This is a genomic window from Burkholderia sp. BC1, from assembly GCF_052683555.1.
In genome coordinates this window covers 1-16,880 of sequence record NZ_JBQYLP010000091.1, presented here as the reverse complement: position 1 = coordinate 16,880, position 16,880 = coordinate 1, and the positions used below count along the sequence as shown (strand labels likewise).

12 protein-coding genes and 1 tRNA gene are annotated in these 16,880 nt (G+C 62.2%); all 13 read left to right on the top strand.

Translation table 11 applies throughout. The annotated features are described in order from the left end of the window. The first annotated feature begins 110 nt into the window (after positions 1-110). Positions 111-186 (top strand) — tRNA-Trp (locus ACSHSS_RS27375). Between the two features lie 43 nt (positions 187-229). Beyond that, complete coding sequence (gene secE, locus ACSHSS_RS27370) at positions 230-610, top strand: preprotein translocase subunit SecE (protein WP_006400673.1); 381 nt, start codon at positions 230-232, stop codon at positions 608-610. Position 611: 1 nt separating this feature from the next. Then, complete coding sequence (nusG, locus tag ACSHSS_RS27365) at positions 612-1,169, top strand: transcription termination/antitermination protein NusG (RefSeq protein WP_006400672.1); 558 nt, start codon at positions 612-614, stop codon at positions 1,167-1,169. Positions 1,170-1,309: 140 nt separating this feature from the next. After that, positions 1,310-1,741, top strand: coding sequence for a 50S ribosomal protein L11 (rplK, locus tag ACSHSS_RS27360; protein WP_006400671.1), 432 nt, complete (start codon positions 1,310-1,312; stop codon positions 1,739-1,741). Further along, on the top strand, positions 1,742-2,440 hold the full coding sequence (rplA, locus tag ACSHSS_RS27355; protein WP_006400670.1) for a 50S ribosomal protein L1: 699 nt from the start codon (positions 1,742-1,744) through the stop codon (positions 2,438-2,440). Between the two features lie 305 nt (positions 2,441-2,745). Then, on the top strand, positions 2,746-3,243 hold the full coding sequence (gene rplJ, locus ACSHSS_RS27350; protein ID WP_006400668.1) for a 50S ribosomal protein L10: 498 nt from the start codon (positions 2,746-2,748) through the stop codon (positions 3,241-3,243). A 63-nt stretch (positions 3,244-3,306) separates the two neighbouring features. Further along, a complete protein-coding gene (gene rplL / locus ACSHSS_RS27345; RefSeq protein ID WP_006400666.1) occupies positions 3,307-3,681 on the top strand; it encodes a 50S ribosomal protein L7/L12 in 375 nt (124 codons plus the stop codon). Positions 3,682-4,059: 378 nt separating this feature from the next. Next, the gene (rpoB, locus tag ACSHSS_RS27340; RefSeq protein ID WP_006400665.1) at positions 4,060-8,166 is read left to right on the top strand and encodes a DNA-directed RNA polymerase subunit beta; all 4,107 of its coding nucleotides are present in this window, start codon (positions 4,060-4,062) and stop codon (positions 8,164-8,166) included. 21 nt (positions 8,167-8,187) lie between these two features. Beyond that, positions 8,188-12,429, top strand: a complete 4,242-nt coding sequence (gene rpoC, locus ACSHSS_RS27335) for a DNA-directed RNA polymerase subunit beta' (RefSeq protein ID WP_006400664.1) — start codon at positions 8,188-8,190, stop codon at positions 12,427-12,429. Positions 12,430-12,658: 229 nt separating this feature from the next. Further along, positions 12,659-14,506, top strand: coding sequence for a DNA helicase RecQ (gene recQ, locus ACSHSS_RS27330; RefSeq protein ID WP_170933541.1), 1,848 nt, complete (start codon positions 12,659-12,661; stop codon positions 14,504-14,506). Between the two features lie 227 nt (positions 14,507-14,733). Beyond that, entirely contained in the window at positions 14,734-15,114 is a 381-nt protein-coding gene (rpsL, locus tag ACSHSS_RS27325; protein ID WP_006400662.1) for a 30S ribosomal protein S12, read from the top strand. A gap of 172 nt (positions 15,115-15,286) precedes the next feature. Continuing rightward, entirely contained in the window at positions 15,287-15,757 is a 471-nt protein-coding gene (gene rpsG, locus ACSHSS_RS27320) for a 30S ribosomal protein S7 (protein ID WP_004198359.1), read from the top strand. A 123-nt stretch (positions 15,758-15,880) separates the two neighbouring features. Next, the coding region (locus tag ACSHSS_RS27315; RefSeq protein ID WP_445545770.1) for an elongation factor G at positions 15,881-16,880 on the top strand (1,000 nt) is incomplete at its 3' end.

Here is a 16,880-nt window from a genome sequence, read left to right as displayed (position 1 = left end):
GAAGGCGGCCGTACCGTCGGCGCTGGCGTCGTCGCAAAGATCATCGAGTAAGCCAGTTATTCGTTGATCGACAGTTTTGGGGCTGGCAGTAGCCGGCCCCAACATGGTCTAGGGGTATAGCTCAACTGGCAGAGCGTCGGTCTCCAAAACCGAAGGTTGGGGGTTCGATTCCCTCTGCCCCTGCCAAAAAATAGCCACGTGTCCTACGTGGCATTTGTTTTAAGGTGTTATGGCGAATCCATCCGTCGAAACTGTAAATACCTCCGGCGATAAGCTGATGCTGGCCCTGGGCGTATTGCTGGTCTTGGCCGGATTCGTGGGCTTCTTCTGGCTGGGCAATCAGCAGTGGTATGTCCGCGGCGCCGCATTGGCGGTCGGGATCATCGCCGGCGTGGCCGTCGGGCTGATGTCCGCTCCTGGCAAAAGCCTCATCGCGTTTGCCAAGGATTCGTACAAGGAAGTCCGAAAGGTCGTTTGGCCCACCCGTAAGGAAGCAACGCAAACCACGCTCGTCGTGTTCGGTTTCGTGCTCGTGATGGCGATTTTCCTCTGGTTGAGCGATAAATCGATCGAATGGGTGATTTTCTCGGTGATTCTGGGTTGGAAATGATATGAGCGATACTCCGGCATCTCCGAGCGGAAAACGTTGGTACGTCGTGCACGCCTACTCCGGCATGGAGAAGAGCGTGCAACGTGCGCTTCAGGAGCGCATCGAACGGGCCGGCATGCAGGATAAATTCGGTCAGATCCTGGTCCCGACCGAAGAAGTGGTCGAAGTCAAAGGCGGCCACAAGGCTGTGACGGAACGTCGGTTCTTCCCGGGCTACGTGCTCGTGGAAATGGAAATGACGGACGAAACGTGGCACCTCGTGAAGAACACCGCGAAGGTCACCGGTTTCGTCGGCGGCGCACGCAACCGCCCGACCCCGATTTCCCCGAAGGAAGTCGAGAAGATCATGTCGCAGATGCAGGAAGGCGTGGAGAAGCCGCGCCCGAAGACCCTGTTCGAAGTAGGCGAGATGGTGCGGGTCAAGGAAGGCCCGTTCACGGACTTCAACGGCACCGTCGAAGAAGTCAACTACGAAAAGTCGCGCGTGCGCGTGTCGGTCACCATCTTTGGCCGTTCTACCCCGGTCGAACTCGAATTCGGCCAGGTCGAAAAAGTCTGATCCTGATTCGGTGGGCAGCCTCGGCTGCCCACCTTCGCGCTTACGGCCCGCGTCATGGTCGTTGAGGAGCGTCAGTAGCCAGCGGCGAACGCGCGTTATCACTCACCGAACGCCGCTTGGCGTTCCAACGAGGTTTTCAAATGGCAAAGAAGATTGTCGGCTTTATCAAGCTGCAGATTCCTGCAGGTAAAGCCAACCCGTCGCCGCCGGTCGGTCCGGCACTGGGCCAGCGCGGCCTGAACATCATGGAGTTCTGCAAGGCGTTCAACGCGCAGACTCAAGGTATGGAGCCGGGTCTGCCGGTGCCGGTCGTCATCACGGCATACGCTGACAAGAGCTTCACGTTCGTGATGAAGACGCCGCCGGCGACCGTCCTGATCAAGAAGGCGGCGAAGGTGGACAAGGGCTCGAGCAAGCCGCACACCGACAAGGTCGGTTCGATCACGCGCGCTCAAGCCGAAGAGATCGCAAAGACGAAGATGCCGGACCTCACGGCAGCTGATCTGGACGCAGCCGTTCGCACCATCGCTGGTAGCGCACGCTCGATGGGCATCACTGTGGAGGGCGTGTAAATGGCTAAGATCTCCAAGCGCCGTCAGGCATTTGCCGCCAAGGTCGACCGTCAGAAGCTGTACGCGATCGACGACGCACTGGCACTCGTGAAGGAATGCGCGAGCGCGAAGTTCAATGAGTCGATCGACGTGGCAGTCCAGCTCGGCATCGACGCGAAGAAGTCGGACCAGGTCGTTCGCGGTTCGGTCGTTCTGCCGGCCGGTACGGGCAAGTCGGTTCGTGTCGCCGTGTTCGCGCAAGGCGAGAAGGCCGAGCAGGCACGCGCAGCAGGTGCGGAAGTCGTCGGTATGGAAGACCTGGCCGAGCAGATCAAGGCTGGCCAGATGGACTTCGACATCGTGATCGCTTCGCCGGACACGATGCGTATCGTCGGTACGCTCGGTCAGATCCTCGGCCCGCGCGGCCTGATGCCGAACCCGAAGGTCGGCACGGTCACGCCGGACGTCGCGACCGCGGTCAAGAACGCGAAGGCAGGTCAGGTGCAGTTCCGCGTCGACAAGGCCGGTATCATCCACGCGACGATCGGCCGTGCATCGTTCGAACCGGCTGCGCTGCGTTCGAACCTGTCGGCGCTGATCGAAGCGCTGCAGAAGGCCAAGCCGGCAACGAGCAAGGGCGTCTACCTGCGCAAGATCGCACTGTCGAGCACGATGGGCGTCGGCGTGCGTGTCGACCAGGCTACGCTGGCCGCGCAGTAAGCATGAAATTCAGGCCGCTTCGTTCGCGAAGCGGTCTTCAAGGGCTTTGGGCGGTTGTTCGTGCAGTAGGCGGGCAACCGGTTATCAAAGACCGTTGGTGGGACGCAGCAGTCGGGCATCCCTTAATTCAAGCCAACGCAGATGGCGAACCCGAAAAAGTTTTGTAGTGGTGAAGCCGCAGGTCGCGAAGCAGTTCGCGGCCTGAGGTGGAAATACTCCTAACGAGGTCGGACGCCGTTGTTGAACGAGGTACGTGAGGTCAAGCCATACCGGCTAGCCGAGCGTATCGTTTCTGGAGGCTAACCGTGCCGCTTAATAGAGAAGACAAGCAAGCCGTCGTTGCTGAGGTCGCCGCACAAGTTGCGAAGGCCCAGACCGTTGTGCTGGCTGAGTATCGTGGAATTGCGGTTGGCGATCTGACCACGCTGCGCGCGAAAGCGCGCGAGCAGAAGGTTTACCTGCGCGTTCTGAAGAACACGCTGGCGCGTCGCGCTGTTGAAGGTACGCCCTTTGCTCCGCTGGCAGAGCAGATGACTGGTCCGCTGATCTACGGCATCTCGGAAGATGCAATTGCCGCTGCTAAGGTCGTCAACGACTTCAGCAAGAGCAATGACAAGTTGGTCATCAAGGCTGGTTCGTTCGATGGCAAGGTGATGGATAAGGCTGGCGTGCAAGCGCTGGCAAGCATCCCGAGCCGTGAAGAACTGCTCTCGAAGCTGCTGTTCGTCATGCAAGCGCCTGTTTCGGGCTTCGCGCGTGCTCTCGCCGCGCTGGCCGAGAAGAAGCAAGCAGAAGCTGCGTAATCGAACACGCATCAGCGTCACTGATCGCTGGCTGTATCCGAATTCAATTTAGGAGTATTTCAAATGGCAATCGCAAAAGAAGACATCCTGGCAGCAGTCGAAGGGATGACCGTTCTCGAACTGAACGAACTGGTCAAGGCGTTCGAAGAGAAGTTTGGCGTGTCGGCAGCTGCAGTCGCAGTCGCTGGCCCGGCAGGCGGCGGCGCTGCTGCTGCTGCTGAAGAGAAGACCGACTTCACGGTCGTTCTGGCTGAAGCAGGCAGCAACAAGGTTGCAGTCATCAAGGCCGTTCGCGAAATCACGGGCCTGGGCCTGAAGGAAGCGAAGGACCTCGTCGACGGCGCACCGAAGCCCGTCAAGGAAGGCGTCGACAAGGCTGCTGCTGAAGAAGCGAAGAAGAAGCTGGAAGACGCAGGCGCGAAGGTCGAACTCAAGTAAGTTCCGACGCGCTGTGCGAAGGCTGGCGGTATTTTCACCGCCGGCCTTTTTGTGCTTTGTGGGGACGTTATTCTGGCACTCTTTCGGGAGGCGGGATAATCGGCCCCAGAAGCCAAAGATAAACGTCAAATCGTGGCTGCTGCACGGCGATTGGCGATTCTCTTTGTCTTCTGAAGCGACTGCAGAAGGCAAGTTTGGTCGGGTAGCGGGCAACACAGGCATCCGCTGCCGTCAGCCAGCGGTTGGTAGCGGCCAACCACCAAGCTTCTCGGCTCGTTCAAGCCGTCGGACGGCCATCGGGTCTCAGTCGGTGAACACTCGGGTTTGAAACGTCCAGGTATTCCGCCTCGATAGCACCCGCCGTGATTCGGAGATCGTATGCAATATTCCTTCACCGAGAAGAAGCGCATTCGCAAGAGTTTCGCGAAGCGCCCCATCGTTCACCAAGTTCCTTTCCTGCTGGCCACCCAGCTTGAATCATTCAGCACGTTTCTGCAAGCCGATGTGCCGGCGACGCAACGCAAGCCTGAAGGTTTGCAGGCCGCTTTCACATCGGTATTTCCCATTGTTTCGCACAACGGCTTCGCGCGCCTCGAGTTCGTGAGCTATGCGCTGTCCGCGCCGGCATTCAACATCAAGGAATGCCAGCAGCGCGGCCTGACGTACTGCTCCGCGCTGCGCGCGAAGGTCCGCCTCGTCATCCTCGACAAGGAATCGCCGAACAAGCCCGTCGTCAAGGAAGTGAAGGAGCAGGAAGTGTACATGGGCGAAATTCCGCTCATGACGCCGACCGGCTCGTTCGTCATCAACGGCACCGAGCGTGTCATCGTCTCGCAGCTGCACCGTTCGCCGGGCGTGTTCTTCGAACACGACAAGGGCAAGACGCACAGCTCGGGCAAGCTGCTGTTCTCGGCACGGATCATTCCGTACCGCGGCTCGTGGCTCGACTTCGAATTCGATCCGAAGGACATCCTGTACTTCCGCGTCGACCGTCGCCGCAAGATGCCGGTCACGATCCTGCTGAAGGCGATCGGCCTCACGCCGGAACAGATCCTCGCGAACTTCTTCGTGTTCGACAACTTCACGTTGATGGACGAAGGTGCGCAGCTCGAGTTCGTGCCCGAGCGCCTGCGCGGCGAAGTCGCGCGCTTCGACATCACGGATCGCGACGGCAAGGTCATCGTCCAGAAGGACAAGCGGATCAACGCGAAGCACATCCGCGACCTCGAAGCCGCGAAGACGAAGTTCATCTCGGTGCCGGAAGACTATCTGCTCGGCCGCGTGCTGGCGAAGAACGTCGTCGACGGCGAGACGGGCGAAGTGATCGCGAACGCGAACGACGAGATCACCGAAAGCGTGCTCGAGAAGCTGCGCGAAGCGGGCATCAAGGAAATCCAGACGCTCTACACGAACGATCTGGACCAGGGCCCGTACATCTCGTCGACGCTGCGTGTCGACGAAACGACCGACAAGACGGCCGCGCGCATCGCGATCTACCGCATGATGCGTCCGGGCGAGCCGCCGACCGAAGAAGCGGTCGAGGCGCTGTTCAACCGTCTGTTCTACAGCGAAGAAGCGTACGACCTGTCGAAGGTCGGCCGCATGAAGTTCAACCGCCGCGTCGGCCGTGACGAAATCACGGGCCCGATGACGCTGCAGGACGACGACATCCTCGCGACGATCAAGATCCTCGTCGAGCTGCGCAACGGCAAGGGCGAAGTGGACGACATCGACCACCTCGGCAACCGTCGCGTGCGTTGCGTCGGCGAACTGGCGGAAAACCAGTTCCGTGCGGGTCTCGTGCGCGTCGAGCGCGCGGTCAAGGAACGCCTCGGCCAGGCCGAAAGCGAAAACCTGATGCCGCACGACCTGATCAACTCGAAGCCGATTTCGTCGGCGATCCGCGAGTTCTTCGGTTCGTCGCAGCTGTCGCAGTTCATGGACCAGACCAACCCGCTGTCGGAAATCACGCACAAGCGCCGCGTTTCCGCACTGGGCCCGGGCGGTCTGACGCGCGAGCGTGCAGGCTTCGAAGTCCGCGACGTGCACCCGACCCACTACGGCCGCGTGTGCCCGATCGAAACGCCGGAAGGTCCGAACATCGGTCTGATCAACTCGCTCGCACTGTACGCGCACCTGAACGAGTACGGCTTCCTCGAGACGCCGTACCGCAAGGTCGTGGACGGCAAGGTCACCGATCAGATCGACTATCTGTCGGCGATCGAGGAAGGCCGTTACATGATCGCGCAGGCGAACGCGGCGATCGACGACGAAGGCCGACTGACCGACGAACTCGTGTCGTCGCGTGAAGCCGGCGAAACGATGATGGTCACGCCGGACCGCATCCAGTACATGGACGTGGCGCCGTCGCAGATCGTGTCGGTCGCGGCATCGCTGATTCCGTTCCTCGAGCACGACGACGCGAACCGTGCACTGATGGGTTCGAACATGCAGCGTCAGGCCGTGCCGTGTCTGCGTCCGGAGAAGCCGGTCGTCGGTACGGGCATCGAGCGTACCTGCGCGGTCGACTCGGGCACGACGGTTCAGGCGTTCCGCGGCGGTGTCGTCGACTACGTCGACGCAGGCCGTATCGTGATTCGCGTGAACGACGACGAAGCGGTCGCAGGTGAAGTCGGTGTCGACATCTACAACCTGATCAAGTACACGCGTTCGAACCAGAACACGAACATCAACCAGCGTCCGATCGTGAAGATGGGCGACAAGGTCTCGCGCGGCGACGTGCTGGCCGACGGCGCCTCGACGGACCTGGGCGAGCTCGCGCTCGGCCAGAACATGCTGATCGCGTTCATGCCGTGGAACGGCTACAACTTCGAGGATTCGATCCTGATCTCGGAGAAGGTCGTGGCCGACGATCGCTACACGTCGATCCACATCGAAGAGCTGAACGTTGTTGCACGCGACACGAAGCTCGGGCCGGAAGAAATCACGCGCGATATCTCGAACCTGGCGGAAGTCCAGCTCGGCCGTCTCGACGAATCGGGCATCGTCTACATCGGTGCGGAAGTCGAAGCGGGCGACGTGCTGGTCGGCAAGGTCACGCCGAAGGGCGAGACCCAGCTGACGCCGGAAGAGAAGCTGCTGCGCGCGATCTTCGGCGAGAAGGCGTCGGACGTGAAGGACACGTCGCTGCGCGTGCCGTCGGGCATGAGCGGCACCGTGATCGACGTCCAGGTGTTCACGCGTGAAGGCATCCAGCGCGACAAGCGTGCGCAACAGATCATCGACGACGAACTGAAGCGCTACCGTCTCGACCTGAACGACCAGCTGCGCATCGTGGAAGGCGACGCGTTCCAGCGTCTCGCCCGCATGCTGGTGGGCAAGGTCGCGAACGGCGGTCCGAAGAAGCTCGCGAAGGGCACGAAGATCGACCAGGCTTACCTGGAAGATCTCGACCACTACCACTGGTTCGACATCCGCCTCGCGGACGACGAAGCAGCGGCGCAGCTCGAAGCGATCAAGAACTCGATCGAAGAGAAGCGTCACCAGTTCGATCTGGCGTTCGAAGAGAAGCGCAAGAAGCTCACGCAAGGCGACGAACTGCCGCCGGGCGTGCTGAAGATGGTCAAGGTGTACCTGGCGGTGAAGCGCCGTCTGCAGCCTGGCGACAAGATGGCAGGCCGTCACGGCAACAAGGGTGTCGTGTCGAAGATCGTGCCGATCGAAGACATGCCCTACATGGCCGACGGCCGTCCGGCAGACGTCGTGCTGAACCCGCTCGGCGTGCCGTCGCGAATGAACGTGGGTCAGGTTCTGGAAGTGCACCTCGGCTGGGCCGCGAAGGGCCTCGGCTGGCGTATCGGCGAAATGCTGCAGCGCCAGGCGAAGATCGAAGAGCTGCGTGCGTTCCTGACGAAGATCTACAACGAGTCGGGTCGCGCGGAAGATCTGGACAGCTTCTCCGACGACGAGATCCTCGAACTCGCGAAGAACCTGCGCGAAGGCGTGCCGTTCGCGACGCCGGTGTTCGACGGTGCGACCGAGGACGAAATGGCGAAGATGCTCGACCTCGCGTTCCCGGACGACATCGCGAAGCAGCTCGACATGAACCCGTCGAAGAACCAGGTTCGCCTGTACGACGGTCGCACGGGCGAGCCGTTCGAGCGTCGCGTGACGGTCGGCTACATGCACTACCTGAAGCTGCATCACCTTGTCGACGACAAGATGCACGCTCGTTCGACGGGCCCGTACTCGCTCGTCACGCAGCAGCCGCTGGGTGGTAAGGCGCAGTTCGGTGGTCAGCGTTTCGGTGAAATGGAAGTGTGGGCGCTCGAAGCGTACGGCGCATCGTATGTGCTGCAGGAAATGCTGACGGTGAAGTCGGACGACGTGACGGGCCGGACCAAGGTGTACGAGAACCTGGTCAAGGGCGATCACGTGATCGATGCAGGCATGCCGGAATCCTTCAACGTGCTGGTGAAGGAAATCCGCTCGCTCGGTATCGATATCGATCTCGACCGCAATTAATCGGACTACGGAGAGAAAGCAATGAAAGCTCTGCTCGATCTATTCAAGCAAGTCCAACAGGAAGAAGTTTTCGACGCGATCAAGATCGGTCTGGCCTCGCCCGACAAGATCCGTTCGTGGTCGTTCGGCGAAGTGAAGAAGCCGGAGACCATCAACTACCGTACGTTCAAGCCGGAACGCGATGGTCTGTTCTGCGCGAAGATCTTCGGTCCGATCAAGGACTACGAGTGCCTGTGCGGCAAGTACAAGCGCCTGAAGCACCGTGGCGTGATCTGCGAGAAGTGCGGCGTTGAAGTGACGCTGGCGAAGGTGCGTCGCGAGCGCATGGGCCACATCGAGCTCGCGTCGCCGGTCGCGCACATCTGGTTCCTGAAGTCGCTGCCGTCGCGTCTGGGCATGGTGCTCGACATGACGCTGCGCGACATCGAGCGCGTGCTGTACTTCGAAGCGTACGTGGTGATCGATCCGGGCATGACGCCGCTGAAGGCGCGGCAGATCATGACCGAAGAGGATTACTACAACAAGGTCGAGGAATACGGCGACGAATTCCGTGCCGAAATGGGCGCGGAAGGCGTGCGCGAACTGCTGCGCGCGATCAACATCGACGAGCAGGTCGAACAGCTGCGCACCGAGCTGAAGAACACGGGCTCGGAAGCGAAGATCAAGAAGTACGCGAAGCGCCTGAAGGTCCTCGAGGCATTCCAGCGCTCGGGCATCAAGCCCGAGTGGATGATCCTCGAAGTGCTGCCGGTGCTGCCGCCGGAACTGCGTCCGCTCGTGCCGCTGGACGGCGGCCGTTTCGCGACGTCGGATCTGAACGACCTCTATCGCCGCGTGATCAACCGTAACAACCGGTTGAAGCGTCTGCTCGAGCTGAAGGCGCCTGAAATCATCGTCCGCAACGAAAAGCGGATGCTGCAGGAAGCCGTCGACTCGCTGCTCGACAACGGTCGTCGCGGCAAGGCGATGACGGGCGCGAACAAGCGTCCGCTGAAGTCGCTCGCCGACATGATCAAGGGCAAGGGCGGTCGTTTCCGTCAGAACCTGCTGGGCAAGCGCGTCGACTACTCGGGCCGTTCGGTCATCGTGGTCGGCCCGACGCTGAAGCTGCACCAGTGCGGTCTGCCGAAGCTGATGGCGCTCGAGCTGTTCAAGCCGTTCATCTTCAACAAGCTTGAAGTGATGGGCGTCGCGACGACCATCAAGGCGGCGAAGAAGGAAGTCGAGAACCAGACGCCGGTCGTATGGGACATCCTCGAAGAGGTGATCCGCGAGCACCCGGTGATGCTGAACCGTGCGCCGACGCTGCACCGTCTCGGCATCCAGGCGTTCGAGCCCGTGCTGATCGAAGGCAAGGCGATCCAGCTGCACCCGCTCGTCTGTGCGGCGTTCAACGCCGACTTCGACGGTGACCAGATGGCCGTCCACGTGCCGCTGTCGCTCGAAGCGCAGATGGAAGCGCGCACGCTGATGCTCGCGTCGAACAACGTGCTGTTCCCGGCCAACGGCGATCCGTCGATCGTGCCGTCGCAGGATATCGTGCTGGGTCTGTACTACGCGACCCGCGAAGCGATCAACGGCAAGGGCGAAGGCCTCACGTTCACCGGCGTGTCGGAAGTGATCCGCGCGTACGAGAACAAGGAAGTCGAGCTCGCCTCGCGCGTCAACGTTCGGATCACCGAAATGGTCCGCAACGAGGACAAGTCGGAAGGCGCGCCGGAGTTCGTGCCGAAGATCTCGCTGTACGCGACGACGGTCGGCCGCGCGATCCTGTCGGAAATTCTGCCGCCGGGCCTGCCGTTCTCGGTGCTGAACAAGCCGCTGAAGAAGAAGGAAATCTCGCGCCTGATCAACACCGCGTTCCGCAAGTGCGGTCTGCGCGCGACGGTGGTGTTCGCCGATCAGCTGATGCAGTCGGGCTTCCGTCTCGCGACACGCGCCGGTATCTCGATCTGCGTGGACGACATGCTCGTGCCGCCGCAGAAGGAGACGATCGTCGGCGACGCCGCGAAGAAGGTGAAGGAATACGACCGTCAGTACATGTCGGGTCTCGTCACCGCGCAGGAACGCTACAACAACGTGGTCGACATCTGGTCGGCGACGTCGGAAGCGGTCGGCAAGGCGATGATGGAGCAGCTGTCGACGGAGCCGGTGATCGATCGCGACGGCAACGAGACGCGCCAGGAATCGTTCAACTCGATCTACATGATGGCCGACTCGGGCGCCCGGGGTTCGGCGGTGCAGATTCGTCAGCTGGCCGGTATGCGCGGCCTGATGGCGAAGCCGGACGGCTCGATTATCGAGACGCCGATTACCGCGAACTTCCGCGAAGGTCTGAACGTGTTGCAGTACTTCATCTCGACCCACGGTGCACGTAAGGGTCTGGCTGATACGGCACTGAAGACCGCGAACTCGGGTTACCTGACGCGTCGTCTGGTCGACGTCACGCAGGATCTGGTGGTCGTCGAGGACGATTGCGGCACGTCGAACGGCGTCGCGATGAAGGCGCTGGTCGAAGGCGGTGAAGTCGTCGAAGCGCTGCGCGACCGTATCCTCGGCCGCGTCGCGGTCGCGGACGTCGTGAACCCGGAAACGCAGGAAACGCTGTACGAAGCGGGCACGCTGCTCGACGAAACGGCGGTCGAGGAAATCGAACGCCTCGGCATCGACGAAGTGCGCGTGCGCACGCCGCTGACCTGCGAAACGCGTTACGGCCTGTGCGCATCGTGCTACGGCCGCGACCTCGGCCGCGGCACGCTGGTGAACGTCGGCGAAGCAGTCGGCGTGATCGCGGCGCAGTCGATCGGCGAACCGGGCACGCAGCTGACGATGCGTACGTTCCACATCGGTGGTGCGGCATCGCGTGCGGCAGTCGCGTCGTCGGTCGAGGCGAAGAGCAACGGTACCGTCCGCTTCTCGCCGTCGATGCGCTACGTGACGAACGCGAAGGGCGAGCAGATCGTCATCTCGCGTTCGGGCGAGGCGCTGATCACCGACGACATCGGTCGCGAGCGCGAACGTCACAAGATCCCGTACGGCGCGACGCTGCTGCAGCTCGACGGCGCGGCGATCAAGGCCGGCACGCAGCTGGCGACGTGGGATCCGATGACGCGTCCGATCATCACCGAGTACGGCGGTACGGTGAAGTTCGAGAACGTCGAGGAAGGCGTGACGGTCGCGAAGCAGATCGACGACGTGACCGGTCTGTCGACCCTCGTCGTGATCGACGCGAAGCGTCGCGGTTCGCAGGCGTCGAAGAGCGTGCGTCCGCAGGTGAAGCTGCTCGACGCGAACGGCGACGAAGTGAAGATCCCGGGCACGGAGCACTCGGTGCAGATCGGCTTCCAGGTCGGCGCACTGATCACCGTGAAGGACGGTCAGCAGGTGCAGGTCGGTGAAGTGCTCGCACGTATCCCGACCGAATCGCAGAAGACCCGTGACATTACCGGTGGTCTGCCGCGCGTGGCCGAGCTGTTCGAAGCGCGTTCGCCGAAGGATGCGGGCATCCTCGCGGAAGTCACCGGTACGGTGTCGTTCGGCAAGGACACGAAGGGCAAGCAGCGTCTCGTCATCACGGATCTCGAGGGCAACCAGCACGAGTTCCTGATTGCGAAGGAAAAGCAGGTGCTGGTCCACGACGGTCAGGTCGTCAACAAGGGCGAAATGATCGTGGACGGCCCGGCCGATCCGCACGACATCCTGCGTCTGCAGGGTATCGAGGCGCTGTCGCGCTACATCGTGGACGAAGTGCAGGACGTGTATCGTCTGCAGGGCGTGAAGATCAACGACAAGCACATCGAGGTGATCGTTCGCCAGATGCTGCGTCGTGTGCAGATCACCGACAACGGCGATTCGCGCTTCATCCCGGGCGAGCAGGTCGAGCGTTCGGACATGCTGGACGAGAACGACCGCATGATCGCCGAGGGCAAGCGCCCGGCGTCGTACGAGAACGTGCTGCTCGGTATCACGAAGGCGTCGCTGTCGACCGATTCGTTCATCTCCGCGGCATCGTTCCAGGAAACGACCCGCGTGCTGACCGAAGCGGCGATCATGGGCAAGCGCGACGATCTGCGCGGCCTGAAGGAAAACGTGATCGTCGGCCGTCTGATTCCGGCCGGTACGGGTCTCGCGTTCCACAAGGCACGCAAGGCGAAGGAGATGTCCGACCGCGAGCGTTTCGACCAGATCGCAGCGGAAGAGGCATTCGACTTCGGCACGCCGAGCACGCCGGCGGAAGAGCCGCAACACCCGGCAGCCGAGTAACTGCGCGCGGCGCGAGCCGCGTCTGCTTTGCTGTCACCGAAACCGCCCGGTTTGCCGGGCGGTTTTTTTTTGTTCGTCCCGTTGGCGGGCGCGCGTGCGGCGTATCGGCACGCGCTGCGCGCGAGCGCACGCTGTCCGAACGGCGAACGTCGTGCGATTCGCCGCGCGTCGCGCGGGGCGGGTTGTTAAAATCGCGGTCATCGTTCCGCCGTCCACGTTCTCATCATTCATGTCTCGCGCCCTCGAAATCCTCGACGAAGTCTTCGGTTATTCCGCCTTTCGCGGCCAGCAGGGCGAGATCGTCGAGCACGTCGCGAGCGGCGGCGACTGTCTGGTGCTGATGCCGACGGGCGGCGGCAAGTCGCTGTGCTACCAGATTCCTGCGCTGATGCGCCGCGAGGCCGGTCATGGTGCGGGCATCGTCGTGTCGCCGCTGATCGCGCTGATGCAGGATCAGGTCGCCGCGCTGCGCGAAGTCGGCGTGCGCGCCGCGTACCTGAACTCGACGCTGTCGGGCGCCGAGGCCGCGGCGACCGAGCGCGCGCTGCGCGAAGGCGAGATCGATCTGCTGTATGTCGCGCCCGAACGGCTGATGACGGGGCGTTTTCTCGAGCTGCTCGAACGCGCGAAAATCGGGCTGTTCGCGATCGACGAGGCGCACTGCGTGTCGCAGTGGGGGCACGACTTCCGTCCGGAATACATCCAGCTGTCGGTGCTGCACGAGCGGTTCCCGACGGTGCCGCGCATCGCGCTGACGGCGACCGCCGATGCGATCACGCGCGACGAAATCATTCACCGTCTCGCGCTCGACGACGCGCGCGTATTCGTGTCGAGCTTCGATCGGCCGAACATCCGCTATCGGATCGTCGAGAAGGACAACGCGCGCGCGCAGCTGCTCGATTTCATCCGCGCCGAACACACGAATGCCGACGGCACGACCGACGCCGGCGTCGTCTATTGCCTGTCGCGCCGCAAGGTCGAGGAAACGGCCGAGTGGCTGAAGGCGCAGGGCATCCGCGCGCTGCCTTATCACGCCGGCATGGAATTCGAAGTGCGGCAGAAGCATCAGGAGATGTTCCAGCGCGAGGAAGGCATCGTGATGTGCGCGACGATCGCGTTCGGGATGGGCATCGACAAGCCCGACGTGCGCTTCGTCGCGCACCTCGATCTGCCGAAGAGCGTCGAAGGCTATTACCAGGAGACGGGGCGCGCAGGGCGCGACGGGCTGCCGGCGAACGCGTGGATGGCGTACGGGCTCGGCGACGTCGTCCAGCAGCGCAAGATGATCGACGAGTCCGATGCGGACGACGCGCACAAGCGCGTGCAGACCTCGAAGCTCGACGCGCTGCTCGGCCTGTGCGAGACGATCTCGTGTCGCCGCGTGCGGCTGCTCAACTATTTCGGCGAGGCGAGCCAGCCCTGCGGCAACTGCGATACGTGCCTCGAGCCGCCCGCATCGTGGGACGCGACGCGCGAAGCGCAAATGGCGCTGTCGTGCGTGTTCCGCGCGCAGCGCGCGAGCGGCTTCAACTTCGGCGCGAGTCATCTGATCGAGATCCTGCGCGGCGCGCGTACCGAAAAGGTGCTGCAGCGCGGGCACGATCAACTGAGTACGTTCGGGATCGGCGCGGCGCTGTCGGAGCCCGAGTGGCGCGCGATTTTCCGGCAGCTCGTCGCGTACGGCTATCTCGCGGTCGATCACGGCGGATTCGGCGCGCTCGTGCTGACCGAAGCCGCGAAGCCTGTGCTGAAGGGCGACGAGAAGGTCACGCTGCGACGCTACGTGAAGCCGCAGCGCACGCGCCAATCGTCCGGCCGCAGCGGCACGCGCGTCGATCCGACGGCCGGCATGGGCGCACGCGAGCGCGCGCGCTGGGACGCGCTGCGCGCATGGCGCGCGGAGACGGCGAAGGCCGACGGCGTGCCGGCCTACGTGATCTTCCACGACGCGACGCTCGCCGAGATCGCGCGCAATGCACCGGAGACGATCGACGATCTCCGCCATATCCCCGGCATGGGCGTGCGCAAGCTCGAGCGGTTCGGCGACGAGATCATCGACGTCGTCGAATCGGCCTGACACAGGCGTTCCGACCCTTCGGGTCAGCGGCCGCGATCGGCGGAAAATCACGCAAGCCGTTGACTTAGTTGGTATTTCCGGAATATCATGCTGGGTTCCGGTCTTCGGTGGGTCGACACACGTTCGAAGGTTCGTGCCCGATTCGCCGCGCCGGGAGTCAACTGTGCGTCGATTTTCGCTTTGCCCGAAATCGATGTGCGGATTTTGTTCAATTTCAGGAATAAACAATGCCAACCATCAACCAACTGGTTCGCAAAGGCCGTCAGTCGGAAACGACGAAGAGCAAGAGCCCGGCCCTGCAGGACTGCCCCCAGCGTCGCGGCGTGTGCACCCGTGTGTACACGACGACGCCGAAGAAGCCGAACTCGGCACTCCGTAAGGTCGCCAAGGTTCGTCTGACGAACGGCTTCGAAGTGATTTCGTACATCGGCGGTGAAGGCCACAACCTGCAGGAACACTCGGTTGTGCTGATCCGCGGCGGCCGTGTGAAGGACTTGCCGGGTGTGCGTTACCACATGGTTCGCGGCTCGCTGGATACCCAGGGCGTCAAGGACCGTAAGCAAGCGCGCTCGAAGTACGGCGCGAAGCGTGCAAAGGCTGCCAAGTAAGCAGCGTTTGATCAGGGATCGCCCCAGGGCGGTCAAGGCGGTGGTGCCGGATTGCCGGTGCTGTCGAGTAAGTGGTCACCCGGCCAAGCTGGTTAGTCGTGAAGATGTGATCGGGTTAGTTGGTGGCCGCGGGGCTGAACACAGCTCCAACTGAACAGGTAAAGGAAGAATCATGCCGCGTCGTCGCGAAGTCCCCAAGCGGGAAGTGTTGCCGGATCCGAAGTACGGCAACGTGGATGTAGCCAAGTTCATGAACATGCTGATGCTGTCCGGCAAGAAGTCGGTCGCTGAACGCATCGTTTATGGTGCTTTCGAACAGATCCAGACCAAGGGTGGCAAGGACCCGCTGGAAGTGTTCACGGTTGCGCTCAACAACGTCAAGCCGGTGGTCGAAGTGAAGAGCCGCCGCGTTGGTGGTGCCAACTATCAAGTTCCGGTCGAAGTGCGCCCGTCGCGTCGTATGGCATTGGCGATGCGCTGGCTGCGTGAGGCTGCGAAGAAGCGCAGCGAGAAGTCGATGGCTCTGCGCCTGGCAGGTGAACTCTCCGAAGCGGCCGAAGGCCGTGGCGGCGCGATGAAGAAGCGCGACGAAGTTCACCGCATGGCAGAAGCCAACCGCGCGTTCTCGCATTTCCGTTTCTAAGCGCCTGGCTGGGCTGTTAGCGGAAATAAATTCCGGGCGGGTGCGCTTTTCGAGCGCCTCGCCCGTTTGTGTTGAGGCGCGATGCAGCAGGGCTGCGTCGCGCCATCCCAGTAGAGGATCAAAGTGGCTCGCAAGACTCCCATCGAGCGCTACCGCAATATCGGTATTAGCGCTCACATCGACGCCGGCAAGACGACGACGACCGAGCGCATTCTGTTTTACACCGGTGTGAACCACAAGATCGGTGAAGTCCACGACGGCGCAGCAACGATGGACTGGATGGAGCAGGAACAGGAGCGTGGCATCACGATCACGTCCGCTGCTACCACGGCCTTCTGGAAGGGCATGGGCGGCAACTATCCGGAACACCGCATCAACATCATCGACACGCCGGGGCACGTCGACTTCACGATCGAAGTGGAGCGTTCGATGCGCGTGCTGGACGGCGCGTGCATGGTCTACTGCGCAGTGGGCGGCGTGCAGCCGCAGTCGGAAACGGTGTGGCGCCAGGCGAACAAGTACAAGGTGCCGCGTCTCGCGTTCGTCAACAAGATGGACCGTACCGGCGCGAACTTCTTCAAGGTCTACGACCAGCTCCGTCTGCGCCTGAAGGCGAACCCGGTTCCGGTCGTGGTGCCGATCGGCGCGGAAGAAAACTTCAAGGGCGTCGTCGATCTGCTGAAGATGAAGGCGATCATTTGGGACGAGGCGTCGCAGGGCACGAAGTTCGACTACGTCGACATCCCGGCCGAGCTCGTCGATACGTGCCAGGAATGGCGTGAAAAGATGGTCGAGGCGGCTGCGGAAGCCAACGAAGACCTGATGAACAAGTACCTGGAAGAAGGCGATCTGCCGGAAGCCGACATCATCAAGGCGCTGCGCGACCGTACGATCGCGTGCGAAATCCAGCCGATGCTGTGCGGTACCGCGTTCAAGAACAAGGGCGTGCAGCGCATGCTCGACGCCGTGATCGACTTCCTGCCGTCGCCGGTCGACATCCCGCCGGTCAAGGGCGAGCTCGACAACGGCGAAACGGCCGAGCGCAAGGCGTCGGACGACGAGAAGTTCTCGTCGCTCGCGTTCAAGATCATGACCGACCCGTTCGTCGGCCAGCTGATCTTCT

Coding starts and splice junctions, on each gene's coding strand:
- secE (WP_006400673.1), top strand. CDS start 230: ATGGCGAATCCATCCGTCGAAACTGTAAATACCTCCGGCGATAAGCTG.
- nusG (WP_006400672.1), top strand. CDS start 612: ATGAGCGATACTCCGGCATCTCCGAGCGGAAAACGTTGGTACGTCGTG.
- rplK (WP_006400671.1), top strand. CDS start 1,310: ATGGCAAAGAAGATTGTCGGCTTTATCAAGCTGCAGATTCCTGCAGGT.
- rplA (WP_006400670.1), top strand. CDS start 1,742: ATGGCTAAGATCTCCAAGCGCCGTCAGGCATTTGCCGCCAAGGTCGAC.
- rplL (WP_006400666.1), top strand. CDS start 3,307: ATGGCAATCGCAAAAGAAGACATCCTGGCAGCAGTCGAAGGGATGACC.
- rpoB (WP_006400665.1), top strand. CDS start 4,060: ATGCAATATTCCTTCACCGAGAAGAAGCGCATTCGCAAGAGTTTCGCG.
- rpoC (WP_006400664.1), top strand. CDS start 8,188: ATGAAAGCTCTGCTCGATCTATTCAAGCAAGTCCAACAGGAAGAAGTT.
- recQ (WP_170933541.1), top strand. CDS start 12,659: ATGTCTCGCGCCCTCGAAATCCTCGACGAAGTCTTCGGTTATTCCGCC.
- rpsL (WP_006400662.1), top strand. CDS start 14,734: ATGCCAACCATCAACCAACTGGTTCGCAAAGGCCGTCAGTCGGAAACG.
- rpsG (WP_004198359.1), top strand. CDS start 15,287: ATGCCGCGTCGTCGCGAAGTCCCCAAGCGGGAAGTGTTGCCGGATCCG.